This window comes from Halosimplex salinum (assembly GCF_003730195.1).
In the GTDB taxonomy this organism is placed as follows: Archaea; Halobacteriota; Halobacteria; order Halobacteriales; family Haloarculaceae; genus Halosimplex; species Halosimplex salinum.
This window is the reverse complement of the sequence record NZ_QWGG01000001.1, coordinates 22,906-45,132: the sequence shown is the minus strand read 5'-3', so window position 1 is coordinate 45,132 and position 22,227 is coordinate 22,906. Positions and strand designations below refer to the sequence as shown.

The window sequence follows — 22,227 nt, the reverse complement described above, 5'->3', positions numbered from 1 at the left end:
CATGAGCCAGCAACAGGAAGCCAAAGTCTACGTCAACGGGAGCCTCGTCGGGACACACCCCGACCCGCACCAGCTCGCAGACCAGATCCGGCAGGCGCGCCGGCGCGGCGACGTGAGCGAGATGGTCAACGTTTCCGTGAAGAATCGAACCCGGGAAGTCATCGTCAACGCCGACGCCGGCCGAGCGCGTCGCCCGCTGCTCGTCATCGAGAACGGCGAGCCGCTGGCCTCCGACGAGGAGGTCGAGGCGCTCTCGAACGGCGATCTGGAGTTCGAGGAGCTCGTCGAGCGCGGGTACATCGAGTTCATCGACGCCGAGGAGGAAGAGGACATCCTCGTCGCCGTCGACGAAGACGACCTCACCGAGGACCACACGCACCTCGAGGTCGACCCGCAGCTGATGTTCGGTATCGGCGCGGGGATGATCCCCTACCCCGAACACAACGCCTCGCCACGCATTACGATGGGGTCGGGGATGATCAAGCAGTCGCTGGGGCTGCCGAGCGCGAACTACCGGATCCGCCCGGACACGCGCCAGCACCTCCTGCACTACCCGCAGCTCTCGCTGGTCAAGACCCAGACGACCGAGCAGATCGGGTACGACGACCGACCGGCGGCACAGAACTTCGTCGTCGCGGTCATGAGCTACGAGGGGTTCAACATCGAGGACGCGCTGGTCATGAACCAGGGCTCCGTCGACCGCGCGCTCGCGCGCTCGCACTTCTTCCGAACGTACGAGGGCGAGGAGCGACGCTACCCCGGCGGACAGGAAGACCACTTCGAGATCCCCGACGAGGAGGTCCGCGGCGCTCGCGGCGAGGAAGCGTACACCCACCTCGACGAGGACGGCCTCGTCAACCCCGAGACGCACGTCGGCGAGAACGACGTGCTCCTCGGGAAGACGTCGCCGCCGCGGTTCCTCGAAGAGCCGGACGACATGGGCGGGCTCTCCCCGCAGAAGCGGCGAGAGACCTCGGTGACGATGCGCTCCGGCGAGTCCGGGGTCGTCGACACCGTGACGCTGATGGAGGGCGAGGACGGCTCGAAGCTCTCGAAGGTCTCCGTGCGCGACGAGCGGATCCCCGAACTCGGGGACAAGTTCGCGTCGCGGCACGGCCAGAAGGGTGTCGTGGGTCACATCGCGCCCCAGGAAGACATGCCCTTCACCGAGCAGGGCGTCGTGCCGGACCTCATCCTGAACCCGCACGCGCTGCCGTCGCGGATGACCGTCGGGCACATCCTCGAGATGATCGGCGGGAAGGTCGGCTCGCTCGAAGGCCGCCGCGTCGACGGCACCGCCTTCACGGGCGAGGACGAGGACGAGCTCCGCGGGTCGCTGGAGGAGCGCGGCTTCATGTCCAGCGGCAAGGAGATCATGTACTCGGGCATCACGGGCGAGCAGATCGAGGCGGAGATCTTCGTCGGGACCATCTTCTACCAGAAGCTCTACCACATGGTCTCGAACAAGATCCACGCCCGCTCGCGCGGGCCGGTGCAGGTGCTGACCCGTCAGCCGACGGAGGGGCGCGCCCGCGAGGGTGGGCTCCGCGTCGGGGAGATGGAACGCGACGTGCTCATCGGGCACGGTGCCGCGATGGCGCTGAAGGAGCGCCTGCTCGACGAGTCCGACCGCGAGTTCATCAACGTCTGTGGCGAGTGCGGGATGACGGCGGTGGAGAACGTCGAGCAGCGGCGTGTCTACTGCCCCAACTGTGACGAGGAGACCGAGATTCACGAGGTCGAGATGAGTTACGCCTTCAAGCTCCTGCTCGACGAGATGAAGGCGCTGGGAATCGCGCCGCGGATCGAACTGGAGGACGCAGTCTAACATGAGCGCACAAGGAACACCCCAGGAGATCGGTCAGATCAGCTTCGGGCTGATGGACCCAGAGGAGTACCGCGAGATGTCGGCCACGAAAGTGATCACGGCCGACACGTACGACGACGACGGCTTCCCCATCGACATGGGCCTGATGGACCCGCGCCTGGGCGTCATCGACCCCGGGCTGGAGTGCAAGACCTGCGGCAAGCACAGCGGGTCGTGTAACGGCCACTTCGGCCACATCGAACTGGCCGCGCCGGTCATCCACGTGGGCTTCGCGAAGCTCATCCGTCGCCTCCTTCGCGGCACCTGCCGCGAGTGTTCGCGCCTGACTCCCGTCGACGGCCGCCGCGAGGCCGACGCCGAGGACAAGGCCGAACAGCGCAAAGACCACTACCGCGAACAGCTCCGCCGCGCGAAGGAGCTCAACAAGGACCCGAGCGACGTGCTCAAGTCGGCCATCCGCGAGTGCCGCAAGGTCGACTACTGTCCGTACTGCGGCGCCAAGCAGTTCGACATCAAACACGAGAAGCCGACCACCTACTACGAGATCATCGAGGTCCCCCACGGCGAGCTCTCCAAGCGCCTCGAACGCGCGATGGACCCGCCGGAGGGCGAGGCGGTTCGCCCCACGGACATCGCCGAGGAACTCGACGACAATGACTTCGGCGCGGACCGGATACGGGAACTCCTCTCGGGGAGTTACCGACCCGACCGCAACGACATCGAGAAGCTCAAGAACCTCGGTCGGGCGCTCGGGCGCCTGAACGACCTCGACGAACTCGACGTGGACGTGAGTTCGTCGGCCGAGTACCTCGTCGAGGAGGACATGGACAAGCTGATGCCCTCGGACATCCGCGACTGGTTCGAGGAGATCCCGGACCAGGACATCGACGCGCTGGGGATCAACCCCGAGCGCTCCCGGCCGGAGTGGATGATCCTGACGGTGCTCCCGGTTCCGCCGGTCACCGCTCGTCCCTCCATCACGCTGGACAACGGCCAGCGTTCCGAGGACGACCTGACTCACAAGCTGGTCGACATCATCCGCATCAACCAGCGGTTCATGGAGAACCGCGAGGCCGGTGCGCCCCAGCTGATCATCGAGGACCTCTGGGAACTGCTGCAGTACCACGTCACCACCTTCATGGACAACGAGATCTCGGGCACGCCGCCGGCGCGACACCGCTCCGGTCGCCCGCTGAAGACCCTCTCCCAGCGCCTCAAGGGCAAGGAAGGGCGCTTCCGTGGCTCGCTGTCCGGGAAGCGCGTCAACTTCTCGGCTCGAACCGTCATCTCCCCGGACCCGACGCTGTCGCTCAACGAGGTCGGCGTCCCCGACCGCGTGGCGACGGAGATGACCCAGACGATGAACGTCAACGAGCGGAACCTCGACGAGGCCCAGCGCTACGTGGCGAACGGGCCCGAGACGCACCCGGGCGCCAACTACGTCCGCCGCCACGACGGCCGTCGCCTCAAGGTGACCGAGAAGAACTGCGAGGAACTCGCCGAGAAGGTCGAACCGGGCTGGGAGGTCTCCCGGCACCTCATCGACGGCGACATCGTGATCTTCAACCGGCAGCCGTCGCTCCACCGGATGTCGATCATGGCCCACGAGGTCGTCGTGATGCCGTACAAGACGTTCCGCCTGAACACGACGGTCTGCCCGCCGTACAACGCCGACTTCGACGGCGACGAGATGAACATGCACGCCCTCCAGAACGAGGAGGCGCGCGCGGAGGCGCGCGTCCTGATGCGCGTGCAGGAACAGATGCTCTCGCCGCGCTTCGGCGAGAACATCATCGGCGCCATCCAGGACCACATCACGGGCACGTACCTGCTGACGCACACGAACCCGCAGTTCAACGAGACGCAGGCGCTCGACCTGCTGCGCGCGACGCGTATCGACGAACTGCCCGCCCCCGACGGCGAGGACGAGGGCGAGGCCTACTGGACGGGTCGGACGCTGTTCTCGGAGCTGCTGCCCGACGACCTGAACCTCGAGTTCGTCTCCTCGGCCGGCGACACGGTCGTCATCGAGGACGGCCAGATGCTCGAGGGGACGATCGACGAGGACGCCGTCGGTGCGTTCGGCGGCGAGGTCGTCGACACGCTCGCCAAGGAGTACTCGAAGACGCGCGGGCGTATCTTCGTGAACGAGATCGCCGCGCTGTCGATGCGGACGATGATGCACTTCGGGTTCTCGATCAGTATCGACGACGAGTCGGTGCCGCCGGAGGCCGAGAACCAGATCGACGAGGCGATCGACAACGCCTACGAACGGGTCCAGGAACTCATCGACGTGTACGAGCGCGGCGAGATGGAGCCGCTGCCGGGCCGTCCGCTCGACGAGACCCTCGAGATGAAGATCATGTCGACGCTCTCGAAGGCCCGTGACACCGCCGGTGACATCGCGGAGGACCACTTCGGCGACGCCAACCCGGCGGTCATCATGGCCGACTCCGGGGCGCGTGGGTCGATGCTGAACCTCACCCAGATGGCCGGCTGTGTCGGCCAGCAGGCAGTCCGCGGCGAGCGGATCAACCGCGGGTACGAGGACCGCACCCTCAGCCACTTCAAGCCGAACGACCTCTCCGCGGACGCCCACGGGTTCGTCGAGGCGTCCTACCGGACGGGGCTGGGCCCCAAGGAGTTCTTCTTCCACGCGATGGGTGGCCGCGAGGGCCTGGTCGACACGGCAGTCCGTACGTCCAAGTCCGGCTACCTCCAGCGTCGTCTCATCAACGCCCTCTCCGAACTGGAGACGCAGTACGACGGCACCGTCCGGGACACCTCGGACACCATCGTCCAGTTCGAGTTCGGCGAGGACGGCACCTCGCCGGTCCACAACTCCTCCAGTCTGGAGGGGCCGACCGTGGACGTCGAGGAGATCGCCAACCGCGTCGTCGACGAGGAGTTCGAGGACGCCGCCGAGCGCGAGGACTTCCTCGCTCGCGAGGAGGGCCCGACCAACATCTCCGAGCACGCAGACGACTGGTGGATGGAAGCGGCGGGGGGTGACTGACCATGGCCGCGATCACCGAGGACGTCGAGGCCATCGTCGAGGACACCGAACTCCCCAACCGACTGAAAGAGGAAGTGTACGACACGCTCGAGGACAAGGGCGATCTCACCATCGAGCAGGTCGACGACATCGTGCGGGCGGTCGAGAGCCAGTATCTCGACACCCGCGTCGACCCGCTCGACCCCGTCGGGACGGTCAGCGCCCAGTCCATCGGTGAGCCGGGGACGCAGATGACGATGAACACGTTCCACTACGCGGGCGTCGCGGACCTGGACGTGACACAGGGGCTGCCGCGACTCATCGAGCTCGTGGACGCGCGGAAGGAGCCGGACACGCCGACGATGGAGGTCCACCTCGAGGAGGAGTACGCGACCGACCGCGAGCGAGCCCACGAAGTCGTCTGGAACATCGAGTCGACGAAGATCCTCCAGCTGGGCGACGTGTCGACGAACGTCGCCGACATGCTCGTCCAGATCGACCTCAACGAGGACACGCTCGAGGAGCGGTGGCCGACCGCCGACAGTCTGGAGTCGGTCGTCGCCGACATCTCCGAGAGCATCAGTTCGAGCCTCGGCGTCGAGGTTCGCACGCCGGCGCCGACGGTCGTCGAGTTCGGCCCGGAGGAGCCGAGTTACCGCGACCTGCTCCAGCTGGTCGAGGAACTGCGCGACATCGTCTTCAAGGGCATCGAGGAGGTCACTCGCGTCGTCATTCGGAAGGAGGAGACGGAGAACGGCGAGGAGTTCGTCCTCTACACCGAGGGGTCGGCGCTGGGCGACGTGCTCGACCTCGAGGGCGTCGACGCCTCGCGGACGAGCTGTAACAACATCCACGAGGTGTACCGCCAGCTCGGCGTCGAGGCGGCCCGCGAGTCGTTCATCAACGAGACGATGGACACGCTCGCCGACCAGGGGCTCGACGACGTGAACATCCGCCACCTGATGCTCGTCGGAGACATCATGACCAACCGCGGCACCATCGAGTCCATCGGTCGCCACGGCATCTCCGGCAACAAGGAGTCCGTGCTCGCGCGGGCGGCCTTCGAGGTGACGGTCAACCACCTGCTCGACGCCGCCATCCACGGCGAGGTCGACGACCTCAACGGCGTGACGGAGAACGTCATCGTCGGCAAGCCGATCAAGCTCGGCACCGGCGACGTTGACTTGCGGATGACGGCCCGCGACGGCGCGGAAGAGGCCGACTAGATGACGGTCACGCTCTCGGACGAGGCGATGGCGTTCATCGCGCTGTTCGAGGACGAGACCGGCGCGACGGCCCGGGACTGCGTCGTCGACGAGGAGTACGACCGGCTGATCTTCCTCGTCTCGGCCGGCGAGATGGGCGAAGCGATCGGGCCGGGCGGCCAGCACGTCCAGCGCGTCGAGGAGCAACTCGACCGCGAGATCAAACTCGTCGAGGACGCGCCGACCGCCGCGGACTTCGTCGCCAGCGCGCTCGCGCCCGCCGCGGTGTACAACGTCACCATCAGCGAGAACGACGACCGCGTCGCCTACGCGGAGGTGGCCGACGAGGACCGCGGCGCCGCCATCGGGGCGGACGGCCGGAACATCGACGCCGCGCGCCGACTCGCCGCCCGTCACTACGACGTCGACGAGATCGAGTTGACGTAGCGAGGCCGCATCGGCGGCCGCTCCCTTCTCTCAGCGCTCGAATCCGTAGAGACTCACTGCGCAGTGTTCGTCGTACCGCTCGGTCGGCCGGTAGCCGTCTGCACGGAGGTCGGTGAGGGCCCGCTGGTACTGGTCCCCATCAGCCCGCCAGCCCGAAACGACCAGCCAGAGGGCGTCCCTGTCCCCCGTCGCCGCGACGAGTTCGCGGTTCCGAGGAGTGTGGTCCCGCAGTCGTACAGCCGAGCACCGAACGAGAGCACCAGGGCGGCCGCCGTCGTCGCGTCCCACTCCCACTCGCTAGCACCCGTCGGCAGTACGCCTCTCACTGCATCCGTCACACCCATGGTCAGTGCATTGGTGTCTGCCTGTAATAAATTCTGTTTGGAAGACTATTCGGGCCGAGGGGACGAGCCGAGAGGACGTGACGGAGACTGCCCGGGAGTAGCCCCGGACCGAGCGGGTGTAGTGGCTCCCGGTGACCGCTCAGCCGTCTACACGGGTCAGCTCCGGCTGGACGGCTCCCTCGACGACGTCGACCACGTCGGCGACCAGCGACGGACGGAACGTCCAGAAGCCGGTGTACACGTCCGGTTCGTCCTCTCGGGCGACGAGCGCGCCGCCGCCGTACTCGTCGCTGTCGACGACGACGAACCAGTAGTCACTGACGGCGCCCTCCTCGTCGGCGTAGACGGAGACGCCGTCGATGCGGGGCGGGTCCCAGTCGTGGACGCCGTAGAGGTTCACTTCCGTTCCGCGTTCGGCGAGCGTCCGGTAGGTGTCGAGCGTCTGTCGCTGGTCGCGCAGTCGGGAGAGAGACTGGAAGCCCGCGTGGACGGTTGCGCCTCTGGCCGCGAGCGCCCGCTGTTCGATGTGTCGGGAGACGCCGACCATCGGTGTCGCGGGCTCCCCGGAGACGGTGTACACCCTGTTGTCCAGTCGGGCGAGGAACTGCTGGACGCCCGTCAGCGTCGCGTCGGTCAGTCGCCTCGGGTCGTCGGCGTTCGCGGCCGGTTCGTCCGCCGACCAGCCGCCGCCCGTCCCGTTGGCACCCGCCTCGTCGGCACCCGTCTCTCCGGCGTCCGTCTCGGTCGCCGGCCAGTCGGCGGGCGCTTCGGGCGTTCCGCCGGGCGAGACGCCCGGGTCGAAGAGGTAGGCGTGGAGGTCGGAGAGGTCCGCGGCGCCCAGACAGCGGTCGCCGTCCGTCACCAGGAGGGTGCCGTCGGGGAGCGCCGAGTCGGAGATGCGGGTCATGCCGGAGACGTCGAACCGCTCGAAGTAGTCGAGCACCTCGTCTAGCGGTTCGTCGTCGTCGGGTGGATTGACCGCGACGAGTTCGCGTCGTTCGCTCGCGAGGTCGTCGATAACTGCACCGAGAGAGCCGGCCATGGGACTGTTGTGGGCGTGATGCCGCATAAGCACTGGTGTCGCTACGGTGCCCGAGATCACTGCAGGGGAGGCACGTGGGAACGTCACAGGCGACGACCCGAAAGAGGACGCTTAAGTACCTCCGTCGGGTACTCACCGCTACTATGGCGAACGGCAAATACGCCGCACGCAAACTGAAGAAGGACCGCCAGCAGCATCGGTGGTCCGACTCCGACTACGCACGCCGCGAGCGCGGACTCGGTCAGAAGTCCGACCCGCTCGAGGGCGCGCCCCAGGGGCGAGGCATCGTCCTGGAGAAGGTCGGTATCGAAGCGAAACAGCCCAACTCCGCGATCCGGAAGTGCGTCCGGGTCCAGCTCATCAAGAACGGGAAGCAGGTCACCGCGTTCTGTCCCGGTGACGGCGCTATCTCGTTCATCGACGAGCACGACGAGGTCACCATCGCCGGCATCGGCGGCGCGAAGGGTCGCGCGATGGGCGACCTCTCGGGCGTGAACTACAAGGTCGAGAAGGTCAACGGCGTCTCCATGATCGAGCTCGTCCGCGGGAACGCGGAGAAGCCGGTCCGATAACCATGAGTGCAGAAGACACATCCGAGGCCGAGGAGGAACCGGCCGAGACAGAGGAAGAGAGCGCGCCCGCCAAGCTGTTCGGCGAGTGGGAGGTCACCGACATCGAGTACTCCGACCCCTCCACCGAGCGCTACATCACCGTCACGCCCATCGCCCACACGATGGGTCGCCACGCCGGCAAGCAGTTCCAGAAGTCGGAGATCAGCGTCGTCGAGCGCCTGATCAACCGCCTCATGCAGACCGAGGAGAACACCGGCGACAAGCAGAAGGTCATGCGCATCACGCAGGACGCCTTCGACATCGTCCACGAGCGCACGGAGGAGAACCCCATCCAGGTCCTCGTCAGCGCCGTCGAGAACTCCGCCCCGCGCGAGGAGACCGTTCGCCTGAAGTACGGTGGCATCTCCGTCCCGAAGGCCGTCGACGTCGCGCCCCAGCGCCGCGTCGACCAGGCCCTGAAGTTCATCGCCGACGGCGTCTACAGCGCGTCGTTCAAGACGCCGACCGACGCCGAGGACGCGCTGGCTAACCAGCTCATCGGCGCCGCCAGCAACGACGTCTCGACCTACTCCGTCAACCAGAAAGAGGAGAACGAGCGCGTCGCCGCCGCCGCCAGGTAATCTCGTTCTGACGACTCTACTCTCCGTTTTCGTCACTCGTCGCGTAGTGGCTGGTATCGCAGTCGGTTTCGGTGGCGGTTTGGAGCCTTGCGCCCCACTCACTGTGAGTTCCCGAGACGACCGACGACGGCGAGCGACGGCGAGCGACGAAAGCCCTCGACCCGCTCGCTCACGGGTCGCTTCGCTCCCCGTTCGCGTGTCGAGACGCTCCCTGCGGTCGCGTCTCCCTCTCGCGGTCGCTGAGCGACATACCCTCGCTCCCTGCGGTCGCTCAGGTAGGGGTCGCTCAGACGACTGAACTGAACGCGAGCGCGTATCGCCCTTTCAGTCCACCAGGACCTCAGCACAGCACCGCAGACGGCCTCACACCTCCCCAGCCGACTCGTTCGGTCACTCCGTTCCCTCACTCGTCCACTGTCAGAGCAAGCTCTGACAAGCCTTCGTTCACTCCGTTCACGAAGACCTCGCGCGACGGCGCCTCGCGATGAAACGCTCGGCGGCGCGCGCCACCGCACCCGGAGAGTGTTGATCCTCTCTCTCAGATCCCCATCTCGTTACGGAGGAACAGCTTCGCGGATTTCGCATAGGAGGGGCGAGCGATGGCCTCCCGCTCGGCGTCGGTGAGTTCGAAGTCGAAGACGTCGATGTTCTGCTCCAGGTGGGCTTCGCTCGTGGTCTTGGGGATGGTCGAGACGTTGGCCAGTTGGGTGACCCAGCGGAGGGCGACCTGCACGGGCGTCTTGTCGTAGCGCTTCCCGATCTCGGCGAGGACGCGGTCGTCGATCAGGCCGCCGTGGGCCAGCGGGCTGTAGGCGGTCACCATCGCGTCGACTGACCGGCAGTACTCCCGGAGCGCCTCGTGGGTGTAGAAGGGGTGGAGGCGGACTTGATCGGCGAGGAGGGGGATGGGCGACTTCTCGCGTGCGCGGCGGAGACGCCAGCGCCGGAAGTTGCTGACGCCGGCGTGGCGGATCAGGCCGTCGTCGCGCAACTCGGCCATGCCGCGGGCGGTGTCGCGAAAGGAGACGAGCGGGTTCGGCCAGTGGAGCAGGAGGAGGTCGACGTAGCCGGTGTCGAGGCGCTCCAGGCTCTCGCGCGTGCTCTCGATCACGTCGTCGGTGCGGGCGTTGCCGGGCGTGACCTTCGTCGTGAGCCAGATGTCGTCGCGGTCGACGTCGGAGTCGGCGATAGCGCGGCCGACCTCCGTCTCGTTCTCGTACATCTGGGCCGTGTCGAGATGGCGATACCCCAGTTCGAGGGCGGTCGAGACCGTCTCGTAGCACTCCTCGCCGGTGAGTTGCCACGTCCCGAGGCCGAGGGCGGGGACCTGTGCGTCCTGGACGGTGACGTACTCCATGGGGCCGCTGGGGACGCAGGGACCGTAAACCCACGCGTCGGCGGTCCGGCGCGGCTCGTAAACCAGAGCATCTATGTCGGTTAACGGTGGACGCGTACACATGACCGAAGAGTACGAGTCCGTGGATCTGGTCGCGGACGACACAGTGCGGAATCTCGCCGCTGCGGCGGTGCTGGCGGCGCTGACGGCCGCGCTCGCACAGCTGTCGATCCCCATCCCGAGCGTGGGCGTGCCCTTCTCGCTGCAACCGTTCGGCTCCTTCTTCGCCGGACTGCTGCTGGGGCCGGTGTGGGGCGGGTTCGCGATGGCGCTGTATCTGGTCGCCGGTACGGCGGGCGCACCGGTGTTCGCGAACGGCGCGGCGGGCATCGGCCAGTTCGGCGGCCGAACCGGTGGGTTCCTCGTCGGCTTCCTCCTCGGGGCCGTCGTCACCGGCGCGATCACGCACCGGCAGGTGGCGCCCCGGTCGCTCGACGACATCTCCGTGCCGGTCCAGCTGGTCGGGCTGTTCGCGGGGCTCGCGGTCGTCTACGCGGTCGGAGTTCCGTGGATGGCCGAGGTGCTGGGCATCTCCGTCCGCGCGGCGGCCGCGGCGATGGCGCCGTTCTTCCCGCCGGACGTCGTGAAAGTGTTCGTCACCGTCGGCGTCGTCGAGGGCGGTCACCTCGCGATCCGTGAATGATCGAGACCGACTCCCTCGTCCACCGGTACGGTGACGCCGCAGCCGTCGACGACGTATCGCTGACGCTGGAGGACGGCGAAGCGGTGGCCATCGTCGGCGGCAACGGGAGCGGCAAGACCACGCTCGTCAGGCACTTCAACGCTCTGCTGGAACCCGACTCCGGGACCGTGACCGTCGACGGGCGGGACGTGACCGAGCACCCCGTGTACGCGCGGACGCACGTGGGGATGGTGTTCCAGCACCCGCGCGACCAGTTCGTCGCGGGCACCGTCGGCGCCGACGTCGCGTTCGGCCCGGAGAACCTCGGACTCGACCGCGAGGTGATCGACCGACGCGTCGCGGAGGCGCTCGCGGCCGTCGACATGGCCGGACGCGGCGACGAGCGGATCGACCGGCTCTCCGGCGGGGAGCAGGCACGGGTCGCCATCGCGGGCGTGCTCGCGATGGACCCCGACCACCTCGTGCTGGACGAACCGCTGACCGGCCTCGACCGGGGCGCCCGCGAGTCGGTACTGGCGCAACTCGACGAACTCGCCGCAGGGGGGACCGGACTCGTCGTCGTCACGCACGACCTGCGCGACGTGGTCGAACGGGCCGACCGCATCGTCGGCCTCGCCGACGGCCGGGTGGTCCTGGACGACGACCCCGGACCGGCGCTGGACCGACTCGACGATGTCGGCGTCCGTGACCCGCGATGCTGACCTACGAACCGGGCGATTCGGTCGCTCACGGGCTCGACCCGCGGGGGAAACTCGCCGTCCAGTTCGGCCTCGCTATCACCGTGTTCGCCTATCCGACGCCGGCGGGGTTCGCCGTCGGCGGACTGGTCGCGGTCGCCGCGCTCGCGGCAGGGCGGCTGTCGCCGGTCAGCGTCCTCCGGGCCTACTGGGTGGTGTTCGCCTTCCTCGCCGTCGGACCGATACTCGGCGGTGTGGCGCTGGGCGACCCGTGGTTCCGGGTCGGGCCCGCGCTCGACTCGCTCCGCTCGGTCGCACGCGTCGTCCCGGTCGTGTTCGTCAGCGCCGTCTACGTGCGGACGACGCCGGTCCGGGAGACGAGAGCCGCGATCCAGCGGATGGTTCCGGGCCGGGTCGGACGGCTGTTCGGCGTCGGCGTCGGGCTCGTCTTCCGGTTCTTCCCGGTCGTGCTGGGGGACCTGCGAGCGATCCGGACGGCAGTTCGCGCCCGCGGCGGGGAGCGTCGACCGCTCCGCGACCGGGTCCGGCGAATCCTCGCGCGCGGGCTCCAGCGGTCGTTCCTGCGCGCCGACCGCCTGACGCTCGCGCTCCGGGCGCGCTGTTTCGCGTGGAATCCGACCCTGCCGGCGCTCCGGTTTCGCGGTCGGGACTACCCGGTACTCGCACTGGGCCTCGCGCTGGCGTGCTCCCCGCTGTTCACGCTCGTTCCCGGAAGATTCATTCCGGTCGCGTAATAGGAGTCTGACATGCATCCCGACTCGACGGACCGGTCTCGCCGTCGGTTCCTCGCGCTGACCGCCGCCGGCGTCGCCGGTCTGGCCGGTTGCTCGACCGAAACCGCGTCGCCGAGCGACAGCGGCGGCGGCGACGGTGACGGTGACGGCGGCGGTTCCGGCAGTGGTTCGGACGGCAGCGACGGCGGGCCGACCGACGGAACGGCGACGACCGCGTCCGTCGTCGGCCGTCCGCTGGAGGAGTGGTCCGCCTACGACCCCGACTGGGAGGCGCCGACGAGTTCGCCCCTCGACGCGTCGCTCGAAACCGAGGTTCTGGTCGAAAACCTGGAGGTGCCGTGGGACATCGCGTTCACGCCCGACGGGGAAATGTTTCTCACCGAGCGCGTCGGTCGGGTGCTCCGACTGAACGGCGACGAGGTCAAAACCGTCGCGGAGCCGAGCGACGCCATCGACGCCGGCTCCATCGAGCCCGGGTCCGACGAGGACCCCCCCTGGTGGGTCAAGGGCGGCGAAGGCGGGACGCTCGGCATCGCCGTCCATCCGACCTACCCGGACCCCCCGTGGATATTCGTCTACTACACCTACACTGTCGAGGAGAACGACGAGACCGTGAAGTACAACAAGGTCAGCGCGTTCGACGTGGACTCCGACGAGCCCGGGACGCCGGTGGAGACGGTCGTCGACGAGATCCCCGCCGACAGCTACCACAACGGCGGCCGGATCACCTTCGGCCCGCGGAACTACCTCTGGGTCACCTGCGGCGACGGCGGCCAGCCCGATATCGTTCAGGATCCCGGGACGCTGGCCGGGAAGATCCTCCGGATCACCCCGTCCGGCGACCCGGCACCGGACAACCCGGATCTGGGCGACGACGCCGACCCGCGGGTGTTCACCTACGGCCATCGCAACCCCCAGGGGATCGTCTGGCTCCCCGACGGCACGCCGATCAACTCCGAACATGGGCCGACCGGTCGTGACGAGATCAACCGACTCGTCCCCGGTGACAACTACAGCTGGAACGAGGTGTACGAGCGCGAGGACTACCCCGACAGCGGCTTCCACCCGCCGCTGTTCAACTCCGGCGGGCAGAGCGTCGCCCCCACGGGGTCGCTCTTCTACACCGGCGACGAGGTGCCGGCGCTGAAAAACCGGATGATCACTGGCGGGCTCATCAGCCAGCAGCTCATGATCACGACGCTGACTCCCGAGGGCGGGGAACTGCCGCCCGCCGAGGACGGCTACGCGCAGGTCACCGACGACTGGTCGGACGACGAGTACATCGCGACGATGCACACCGCCTTCGAGGACGAACTCGGCCGCATCCGCCACGTCGAGCAGTCGCCCGATGGCGATATCTACGTCATCACCTCCAACCGCGACGGCCGCGCCGAAGGCGAGTTCCCCACCGAGCGCGACGACGTACTCGTCAGAATCACGCAGGAGTAGCGACGCGTCGTTTCGATTTCGCGCTTCTCAGTCCGCGGCCTGCTCGCCGCCGGTCGCGTACGCTCGCGTCACGTCCACGAGCGCCTTCCGGTACTCGCTGTCATCGGGATTCCGCGCCAGCGTCCGGAATCGACGCGTGAACGCCGACACGTCCACCTCTGGCGCGTCCTGAGCGGCCGCGTGCGCGAGGTCGTACATCCGGTGGTCCGCGGCGACGAGGTCGTGTCGCTCGACGAGTCCGAGCGCGAACGCCGCGTTGACCGCCGTGATGTCCGGGTCGGCGACCGGACCCGACTGCGCGGCCGGTTGCGCCGGGCCCGCCTGCCGCGGCGCTGTCACCGCGCTCCCCCACGCAGGCGGGTCCCGCGGCCGGTCGGCGACCGCGGCCGCGAGGCTGGACTCGAGGAAGGCCACGAGTTTGTCCGCGGGTGCGACCTCCAGCCACACGTCGTCGGCGTAGATGTCTTTCATGTGATTCGCGATCTGGTAGCAGTGGGTGAGTTTGCGCTGCTCGACGGACTGTCCGGCGAGCGCGAGGAAGATGACCTCCTCCATCGACTGCGTGTGCGAGGGGTGGCTCCGCTCGTAGTGGTGCATGTGCGCGAACTCGTGGAGCGCGAGCTCGCGTGCCATCGCGCTCGTCGCCGCCTGCCGCGAGATGATGAACAGATGGCTCTCCTCGTCGTGGCTCACTCGCGTCCGCTCGTCGGGATCCTCGCGTATCTCGACGGTCACCGGTCGCTTCAGCGTCCGTTCCGTCTCGAACAGGTCGCGCGCCCCGAGAAACGGCGCCTCCGGGCCGGGGCCGCGCACTCGCACGTCCATACGACACAAGACAGGGGTTTCGAGAGTATTACTCTTGCGGGGGTCTGGCACGGCCGACCGGTGTCACTCTGGGTTCGAAATCCGGTGGACGAGACGACGATCACACCGTCTACCCCGCCCGTCCCGCGACCGCCGTCCTCCGTCGCTGGGCCGTCCGTCGTCACCGCCTGGAAACGCCGGCATGCCGGCACCGAGACGCTCTCCGACCGCACTTGGATATGCGTGCTCCTTACGATCACACGCAGATGGAAACAGCACCCTTTTGACGCCCGCATTGATAGAGAGCCGTATAATGGGCCGACGTAAGAAAATCGTACAGGAATGTGAGACACTGATGGACAACCCGGAGCACATCCGGAATATCGCCATCGCGGCTCACGTGGACCACGGAAAGACGACGCTTACTGACAACCTGCTCGCCGGCGCGGGCATGATCTCCGACGACACCGCGGGCGAACAGCTCGCGATGGACACCGAGGAGGACGAGCAGGAGCGCGGTATCACCATCGACGCGGCGAACGTCTCGATGACCCACGAGTACGAGGACACCAACCACCTCATCAACCTCATCGACACGCCGGGCCACGTCGACTTCGGTGGCGACGTGACCCGAGCGATGCGCGCCGTCGACGGCGCGCTCGTGGTGGTCGACGCAGTCGAGGGCGCGATGCCCCAGACCGAGACGGTGCTCCGACAGGCGCTCCGCGAGGGCGTCAAGCCGACGCTGTTCATCAACAAGGTCGACCGCCTCATCTCCGAGCTCCAGGAGGGGCCCGAGGAGATGCAGGAGCGACTCCTCGACGTCATCCGCGACGTCAACGAGCTCATCCGCGCGATGACCGAGGAGATGGACGACATCGACGAGGACTGGACGGTCTCCGTCGAGGAAGGCACCGTCGGCTTCGGGTCCGCCCTCTACAAGTGGGGCGTCTCGATGCCGTCGATGCAGCGCACCGGCATGGACTTCGGCGAGATCATCGACCTCGAACAGGCCGACAAGCGAGGGGAGCTCCACGACCGGACGCCCCTCTCGGACGTCGTCCTCGACATGGTCTGTGAGCACTTCCCGAACCCGGTCGACGCCCAGCCCCGTCGTATCCCGCGTATCTGGCGCGGCGACGCGGACTCCGAAGTCGCCGAGTCGATGCAGTTCGTCGACGAGGACGGCGAAGTCGTCATGATGGTCACCGACATCGGTATCGACCCCCACGCCGGCGAGATCGCCGCGGGCCGCGTCTTCTCCGGCACCCTCGAGAAAGGGCAGGAGCTGTACGTCTCCGGGACCGCCGGCAAGAACCGCGTCCAGTCGGTCGGTATCTACATGGGCGGTGAACGCGAGGAAGTCGAGCGCGTTCCCGCCGGGAACATCGCCGCCGTCACCGGTCTCAAGGACGCAATCGCGGGTTCGACGGTCTCCTCCGTCGAGATGACTCCCTTCGAGTCCATCGAGCACATCTCGGAGCCGGTCATCACGAAGTCCGTCGAGGCCCAGAACATGGACGACCTCCCGAAGCTGATCGAGACGCTCCAGCAGCAGGCCAAGGAGGACCCGACCATCCAGATCGAGATCAACGAGGACACCGGCGAGCACCTCATCTCCGGGCAGGGCGAGCTGCACCTCGAAGTCATCGGCCAGCGCATCGAGCGCAACCAGGGCATCCCGATCAACACCGGTGAACCGATCGTCGTCTTCCGCGAGGCGCCCCAGACCGAGTCCCGCGAGGTCGAGGGCATCTCCCCGAACCGTCACAACCGCTTCTACATCACTGTGACGCCGCTCTCCGAGGACGTCGTCGACACGATCCAGCACGGCGAGGCCTCCATGGACATGCCCGAGCTCGAGCGCCGCGAGGCGCTCCAGGACGCCGGCATGGACAAGGACACCTCCCAGAACGTGGAGCACATCCACGGGACGAACGTCATCATCGACGACACGAAGGGTATCCAGCACCTCAACGAGACGATGGAGCTCGTCCTCGAAGGGATGGAAGAGGCCCTCAACGACGGCCCGCTCGCTGCGGAACCCGTCCAGGGCTCGCTCATCCGCCTCCACGACGCGCGCCTCCACGAGGACGCCATCCACCGCGGCCCGGCACAGGTCATCCCGGCCACCCGCCAGGCCATCCACAACGCCCTCATCGACGCCGAGGTCCGCCTCCTGGAGCCGATCCAGCAGGTCCGCATCGACGTGCCCAACGACCACATGGGCGCCGCCTCCGGCGAGATCCAGGGCCGTCGTGGCCGCGTCGACGACATGTACCAGGAAGGCGACCTCATGGTCGTCGAGGGCGTCGCGCCCGTCGACGAGATGATCGGCTTCTCCTCTGACATCCGCTCGGCGACCGAGGGCCGCGCCTCCTGGAACACCGAGAATGCCGGCTTCCAGGTCATGGCCGACAACCTCCAGCGCGAGACGATCATGGAGATCCGAGAGCGCAAGGGCATGAAGCAGGAACTCCACGAAGCGATCGACTACTTCTAAACCATCTTTTTCGCGGCCGGGTTTCCTCGTTCGCTCCGCTCACTGCGGGAACCCGGCCGCCAAAAACATGGGTGAAAAAGCCGAATTCGCGCGGAGCGCGAATTCGGTGAACCGCGCGCCTTCGGCGCGCGGACGCTCGCTCTACCTCCTTCTCTCGTTTCGCCCAGTGTAGCCGCTACGCCACCAGCTCTCGATACAGCGCCAGATATTCCTCCTGACCGTCGACGCGCTCGTCGTACAGCACGGCGCCGTCTGCGAGGACGGTGAGCCGGTCGAGCGAGGGCCCGAAGGCGTCGAGGTGATGGGTGGAGACCACGACCGTGCGGTCGCCCTCGCAGTAGTCGGCGACGAATCCCACTACTCGGTCGCGGGCCGCGTCGTCGAGTTCGTCCAGCGGTTCGTCGAGGAGGACGAACGTTGGGCGTCGGACGAACGCGAGCGCCACGTCGACGAGGCGCTGGTACCCGCCGGAGAGGTCGGCGACGACGCGCTCTCGGACGCCGTCGAGCCCCAGTTCCGTGCGGACGGTCCCGAGCCACTCCTCGCCGGCGTCGCCCATCGCGGCGAACACCCGGAGGTTCTCGTCGACGGTCAGGTCGGGGTAGAGACTCGGCGTCTGGAAGCCCGAGCCGACCCGCTCCTCGGGGCGGTGGACCGTCCCCGCGGAGGGTCGGTCGAGTCCGAGCACGAGCGAGAACAGCGTCGACTTGCCCGACCCGTTCGGGCCGACGAGCGCGTGCAGGTCACCTGTCGCGAACCGGAGGTCGACACCGGACAGCGCTACGACGCCGTCGTAGCGCTTGGACACGCCGTCGAGTCGGATCTCATCCATCGCGACCCCTCCGTTCGTAGGCGACGACCGCGCCCGCGAGCCAGCAGACCGAGGCGGCGGCGAACCCGCCCGCGAGGAGGAGTCGGTCCGTGAAGAGCCCCGGTGAGAGCCCTTTCAGGGCGAGGCCGCGGACGACGACAGTGGCGTGGTAGACGGGCATCCAGCCCGCGAGCGTCCGCCGGGTCGCAGAGAAGAACCCCGTCGGGTACACGGGGTTCGAGAAGGCGACGAGTCCAGCGAGCAGGGCGACGTTGACGAACCGCCCGGCCACGGAGAAGCGGGTGAGGAAGGAGACGCCGAGGCCCACCGCGACGAGCGCGACGCCGGTCAGCCCGAGGACGCCGAGCGTGACCGGGTCCGCGACTGCGACCCGATAGACGAGCGCCGCGCCGACGAGACCGATGCTACAGACCGCGAGCGCGCCGAGCGCCGCGAACAGCACGGCCTTGGCCGCGAGGAGCGACCACAGCGACGACTCGACGCGGACGCGCTCGAACACCCGCCGCTCGCGGGCGAGGTGGTACGGGACGTACGTGAAGGCGTACCCCGCGAGCAGGTAGACGAGCGCCGTCGCGAAGAGGAACTCCGGGAGCGTGCGCTGGGGACCGTCGACCCGCCGTTCGACGGTCACGGTCGAGGGGAACACCTCGGCGCGGTCGCGCAGCGTCGCGGTCACGACGCGAGACGGCTCCGTGTAGGTCACCATCCCGCCGTCGATGGCGACCGAGAGCGTCACGTTCGCACCGCTCTCGTAGAGCCCGGACCCGACCGTGAGGACGCCGTACACTCGCTCGCGCCGAAGCGCCGTCCGTGCGTCCTCCGGCGAGTCGAACTGCCGAGGGGCGGAGACCGTCCCCACGAGACCGGTGACGGCCTCCAGTTCGTCGTCGGTGACGGCGTCGCTGGCGGGCGTGACCGCGACCGGAACGTCGCGGGGGACCGTCTGGTCGAAGGAGGCGGTGGCGAGGCCGAACAGCGCGGGCGCGAGGAGGAAGACCAGCGCGACCGCTCCCCAGTTGCGGCGGAGCCAGAACAGTTCCTTCTCGAGGAGCGGTCCGACTGCCATACGGGTAGAGTGAAGCGGGCCCCGTCTTAGGCGACAGGTTCTGCGCCCGAGTCACCGGTCTGCTCCTCGTTGACGGCCGACCCGAACCAGCGGAGGAGTTTCTCGGCCGTCTCGACGGAGGTCTCGCGCGTCACCGTGACCGTCGTGCCGTCGCGAGTCACTTCCGCCGAGCGGAGTTCGTTCTCGATCGTCTCGTTCTGGATGGCGCCGGCCTGGATGGAGATGAACCCCTGCGTGAGGTCCTCGACGTCCCGCGCGGTGTCCGTCGAGTTCGTCAGCGTCCGGGACTCGAAGCCCAGGCTGTCCTCCGTGAGGTAGTACGACCCGGCGGTGACGTGGAGGTCGTTGTACGCCTGCGCGTACGCGGTGACGTTGAGGCCGGTTCGCTGGCCCATCGTCTGGTTGATCCGCGTGACGTTGACGTTCTGCGAGCGCTGGGCGTACCGGACGTAGCCGTCGCGCGTCTCCTCGAAGGCGGTGCGGAGGTCGCCGTCGACCGGGTCCGCGTTCCCGACTTCGACCTGGATGGTGTCGTTGACGGCCTCGTCGGTCCCGAAGGCGTACTGGCCGTCGTCGAGCACGGCGATCCACTCTTCGGGGTCGGGCGCGCCGAAGGTCATCTCGTCCTCTTCGGTCTCGTTCTCGACGGGTTTGTACACGGTCACACCCTCGACAGTGGTGTTCTCGTACTCAGAGTCGCTGCTGTTGGAGGCGGCCGCGACCACGGCCGACTCGTTCCAGTCGGCGTGGACGACGGCGCCCGCGTAGTCCTGCTGACTGAAGTTGCGCTCCTGGCTGAACACGACGACCTCGTCGACCGCGCGCGGGTCCAGCCCGCTCTCGTTCTCGGCCTCGTCGAGCGCGGCGGTCAGGTTCGCCGGCACCATCTCGGCCGGTGAACTCCGCCGCATCTCGGTTTCGTTCTCCTCGCTCTCCTCGGCCTCGAGTTCCTGGCGAACGGTCGCGTTGTACGCGGTCGCGTAGAGCCGCTCGCTGACGTCCTCTTCGAGGATGCTCCCGTCGATCGCGGCGACGCTGTCGACGCCGTCGGGCACCTGGTCGAGCGCCTCGGCGTCCTCGGAACTCATCATCCCGTCGATGACACCGATCTGAGCCGCCGCGACGCCGCCGACCGCGACGAACGCGACGACGACGACCGCTTTCGCTGCTGTACTACTCAACACGCCTGTGGGTAGGGAGGGCATTCTGTCAGTGCGTAGAGTAACAGACCAGTAATAGGTATCGGTTCGGCGAGCAGACGGGCTGCCGGCTCGTCGGGCGAGCCGACGACCGGAATGGCCGGATTGATATAGCCGCCCCCAGTGAGTCATCCCTAATGAGTGCACGCGAGCGCAGCAGGGAGGTGATCGGGCGATGAGCGACTCGACCGACGAGGTGCGGGCGTACACAGTCAGGCTCGAACTCGTGGACGAGCCGGGCGAGCTCCTCCGGGCGCTCCACCCGATCGCGGACAACGGCGGTAACCTCCTCTCTATCTTCCACGAGCGGGGGAACCTCACACCACGGGGTCACATCCCCGTCGAGGTCGACCTCGAGGCGACGCCCGAGCGCTTCGAGGAGATCGTCGACGCGCTCCGCGACGCCGGCATCAACGTCATCCAGGCCGGCACCCAGCACTACAGCGAGTCGCTGACGATCGTCGTCTCCGGCCACATCGTCGACACGGACCTCTCGCACACGCTCTCGCGCATCCAGGAGTCGACCGACGCGACCGTCACCGACCTCTCGCTGTCGGCACCGGAGGGCACCGACGACGTGTCGAGCGCACGCCTCCGGCTGGCCGCCGAGGCGGGCGCGACCGACGCGACGCTCGCGGCCGTCCGCGACATCGCTCACGAGAAGGACCTCCGTCTCATCGAGCCGCTCACGGCGGGTGATGCCGCGTGAGACTCGCCGTCCTCGGCGCCGGCGCCGTCGGGTCCTCGGTCGCCGAACTCGCCGCCGACTACGGCCACACTGTCACCGCCCTGGCCGACTCCTCCTCGGCCGTCGTCGACCCCGACGGGATCGACGTGGCGAGCGCGCTGGAGTCGAAACAGACCGACGGCGTCGTCGGGACGGCGACGCTCGACGACGCGCTCGACGGCGCGTACGACGTGCTCGTCGAGGCGACGCCGACGACGCTCGGCGACGCTCAGCCCGGCTTCGGGCACGTTCGAACGGCACTCGAACGTGACCGGCACGTCGTGCTGGCGAACAAGGGCCCCGTCGCCGAGCGGTACGCCGACCTCCGCGAGCTGGAGCGCGAGAGCGACGGCCGCGTCCTCTTCGAGGCGACCGTCGGCGGCGCGATGCCGGTCCTCTCGACCATCGCCGACTTCGACGCGGACCACATCACCACGGTCCGCGGCGTCCTCAACGGGACGGCCAACTTCATCCTCACGCGGATGGCCGCCGAGGGGCTCGACTACGAGCACGTCCTCGCGGAGGCCCAGGATCTCGGCGTCGCCGAGGCCGACCCGACTTTCGACGTCGACGGCACCGACGCCGCGCTGAAGTTCGTCATCCTCGCGAACGTCCTTCACGGAAACGGCCGCGAGTACACGCTCGAAGACGCCGAGGTCGAGGGCATCGAGGAGATCCCCGGCAGCGCGCTCGACCTCGCGACCGAGGACGGCCGGACCGTCCGGCTGATCGGCGAAGTGACCGCCGCGGGCGAGGTCCGCGTCGGACCGCGCCTCGTCCCCGCCAACGGCACCCTCGCCGTGACCGGGACGAACAACATCGTCCAGCTGGAGACCGAACACGCCGGCCGCCTCAACGTCTCCGGGCGCGGCGCGGGCGGCCCCGAGACCGCGACCGCCGTGCTGGCCGACGTGGGTCGGCTCGACGAGAACTGACCGTCCTCCGGATCTGCTGGGTTCTCCGACCGTCTTCCGCCGAGAGTTTCCCCGGTTCCGTTCCACCGAGAGAGATGTCTCCCACGCGCGCACCGGCGGACAGACCACAGGGTGCGATCCGTGGGACCGGTTGCCAAATCGCAAGACGGCGGCGGGATATCGTGGAGGCGCTATCGAAATGGTTTTAA

20 protein-coding genes are annotated in these 22,227 nt (G+C 68.0%); 13 read left to right on the top strand and 7 right to left on the bottom strand.

All coding sequences use genetic code 11. The features are described 5' to 3' along the window. Position 1: 1 nt before the first annotated feature. The 4 genes from rpoB to D1409_RS00210 are packed head-to-tail and all read left to right on the top strand — an operon-like array spanning position 2 to position 6,475. On the top strand, positions 2-1,828 hold the full coding sequence (rpoB, locus tag D1409_RS00225; protein ID WP_123532891.1) for a DNA-directed RNA polymerase subunit B: 1,827 nt from the start codon (positions 2-4) through the stop codon (positions 1,826-1,828). 1 nt (position 1,829) lies between these two features. Continuing rightward, complete coding sequence (locus D1409_RS00220) at positions 1,830-4,844, top strand: DNA-directed RNA polymerase subunit A' (RefSeq protein WP_123532889.1); 3,015 nt, start codon at positions 1,830-1,832, stop codon at positions 4,842-4,844. Between the two features lie 2 nt (positions 4,845-4,846). Next, entirely contained in the window at positions 4,847-6,049 is a 1,203-nt protein-coding gene (gene rpoA2, locus D1409_RS00215) for a DNA-directed RNA polymerase subunit A'' (RefSeq protein ID WP_123532887.1), read from the top strand. After that, the gene (locus tag D1409_RS00210; protein ID WP_123532886.1) at positions 6,050-6,475 is read left to right on the top strand and encodes a NusA-like transcription termination signal-binding factor; all 426 of its coding nucleotides are present in this window, start codon (positions 6,050-6,052) and stop codon (positions 6,473-6,475) included. A gap of 30 nt (positions 6,476-6,505) precedes the next feature. Here the strand turns inward: D1409_RS00210 and D1409_RS24185 are convergent, their stop codons facing one another. Beyond that, the gene (locus D1409_RS24185) at positions 6,506-6,763 is read right to left on the bottom strand and encodes a hypothetical protein (RefSeq protein WP_164471515.1); all 258 of its coding nucleotides are present in this window, start codon (positions 6,761-6,763) and stop codon (positions 6,506-6,508) included. Between the two features lie 195 nt (positions 6,764-6,958). Continuing rightward, a complete protein-coding gene (locus D1409_RS00205) occupies positions 6,959-7,861 on the bottom strand; it encodes a DICT sensory domain-containing protein (RefSeq protein WP_123532884.1) in 903 nt (300 codons plus the stop codon). Between the two features lie 143 nt (positions 7,862-8,004). Between D1409_RS00205 and D1409_RS00200 the strand changes: the two genes are divergently transcribed. Further along, positions 8,005-8,433, top strand: coding sequence for a 30S ribosomal protein S12 (locus D1409_RS00200; protein WP_006885266.1), 429 nt, complete (start codon positions 8,005-8,007; stop codon positions 8,431-8,433). A gap of 2 nt (positions 8,434-8,435) precedes the next feature. Further along, a complete protein-coding gene (locus D1409_RS00195) occupies positions 8,436-9,053 on the top strand; it encodes a 30S ribosomal protein S7 (RefSeq protein ID WP_123532882.1) in 618 nt (205 codons plus the stop codon). Between the two features lie 538 nt (positions 9,054-9,591). On the opposite strand, the gene D1409_RS00190 is transcribed toward D1409_RS00195, so the two are convergent. Beyond that, on the bottom strand, positions 9,592-10,410 hold the full coding sequence (locus D1409_RS00190) for an aldo/keto reductase (RefSeq protein WP_123532880.1): 819 nt from the start codon (positions 10,408-10,410) through the stop codon (positions 9,592-9,594). Positions 10,411-10,510: 100 nt separating this feature from the next. On the opposite strand from D1409_RS00190, the gene D1409_RS00185 reads away from it, so the two are divergent. Genes D1409_RS00185 through D1409_RS00170 form a run of 4 tightly spaced genes read left to right on the top strand, consistent with a single transcriptional unit; the run spans position 10,511 to position 13,973 of the window. After that, a complete protein-coding gene (locus D1409_RS00185; RefSeq protein ID WP_123532878.1) occupies positions 10,511-11,092 on the top strand; it encodes a biotin transporter BioY in 582 nt (193 codons plus the stop codon). After that, positions 11,089-11,793 (top strand): energy-coupling factor ABC transporter ATP-binding protein, encoded by a 705-nt coding sequence (locus D1409_RS00180; protein ID WP_123532876.1) that lies wholly within the window; start codon positions 11,089-11,091, stop codon positions 11,791-11,793. Before D1409_RS00185 ends, D1409_RS00180 begins: the two co-directional genes overlap by 4 nt. Then, the gene (locus tag D1409_RS00175) at positions 11,787-12,524 is read left to right on the top strand and encodes an energy-coupling factor transporter transmembrane component T family protein (protein ID WP_123532874.1); all 738 of its coding nucleotides are present in this window, start codon (positions 11,787-11,789) and stop codon (positions 12,522-12,524) included. The genes D1409_RS00180 and D1409_RS00175 overlap by 7 nt, the downstream gene beginning before the upstream one ends. Before the next feature lie 12 nt (positions 12,525-12,536). Beyond that, the gene (locus D1409_RS00170; protein WP_123532872.1) at positions 12,537-13,973 is read left to right on the top strand and encodes a PQQ-dependent sugar dehydrogenase; all 1,437 of its coding nucleotides are present in this window, start codon (positions 12,537-12,539) and stop codon (positions 13,971-13,973) included. A 27-nt stretch (positions 13,974-14,000) separates the two neighbouring features. Here the strand turns inward: D1409_RS00170 and D1409_RS00165 are convergent, their stop codons facing one another. Further along, complete coding sequence (locus D1409_RS00165) at positions 14,001-14,798, bottom strand: DUF5781 family protein (RefSeq protein WP_123532870.1); 798 nt, start codon at positions 14,796-14,798, stop codon at positions 14,001-14,003. A 292-nt stretch (positions 14,799-15,090) separates the two neighbouring features. On the opposite strand from D1409_RS00165, the gene D1409_RS00160 reads away from it, so the two are divergent. After that, positions 15,091-17,280 carry an elongation factor EF-2 gene (locus D1409_RS00160; RefSeq protein ID WP_123532868.1) on the top strand — a complete coding sequence of 730 codons (2,190 nt, stop codon included), beginning with the start codon at positions 15,091-15,093 and terminating at the stop codon, positions 17,278-17,280. A gap of 175 nt (positions 17,281-17,455) precedes the next feature. On the opposite strand, the gene D1409_RS00155 is transcribed toward D1409_RS00160, so the two are convergent. From D1409_RS00155 to D1409_RS00145, 3 genes are read right to left on the bottom strand one after another with little or no spacing between them, the layout of a single operon-like run. After that, a complete protein-coding gene (locus D1409_RS00155) occupies positions 17,456-18,112 on the bottom strand; it encodes an ATP-binding cassette domain-containing protein (protein WP_123532866.1) in 657 nt (218 codons plus the stop codon). Beyond that, positions 18,105-19,178, bottom strand: coding sequence for an ABC transporter permease (locus D1409_RS00150; protein WP_123532865.1), 1,074 nt, complete (start codon positions 19,176-19,178; stop codon positions 18,105-18,107). The genes D1409_RS00155 and D1409_RS00150 overlap by 8 nt, the downstream gene beginning before the upstream one ends. Before the next feature lie 26 nt (positions 19,179-19,204). Next, positions 19,205-20,383, bottom strand: coding sequence for a hypothetical protein (locus D1409_RS00145; RefSeq protein ID WP_164471514.1), 1,179 nt, complete (start codon positions 20,381-20,383; stop codon positions 19,205-19,207). Positions 20,384-20,552: 169 nt separating this feature from the next. Here D1409_RS00145 and D1409_RS00140 point away from each other — a divergent pair, with 169 nt between their 5' ends. Together D1409_RS00140 and D1409_RS00135 are read left to right on the top strand one after the other, a co-directional pair. After that, positions 20,553-21,086 (top strand): amino acid-binding protein, encoded by a 534-nt coding sequence (locus D1409_RS00140; protein ID WP_123532861.1) that lies wholly within the window; start codon positions 20,553-20,555, stop codon positions 21,084-21,086. Beyond that, positions 21,083-22,039 (top strand): homoserine dehydrogenase, encoded by a 957-nt coding sequence (locus D1409_RS00135; RefSeq protein WP_123532859.1) that lies wholly within the window; start codon positions 21,083-21,085, stop codon positions 22,037-22,039. The genes D1409_RS00140 and D1409_RS00135 overlap by 4 nt, the downstream gene beginning before the upstream one ends. The last annotated feature ends 188 nt before the right edge of the window (positions 22,040-22,227 follow it).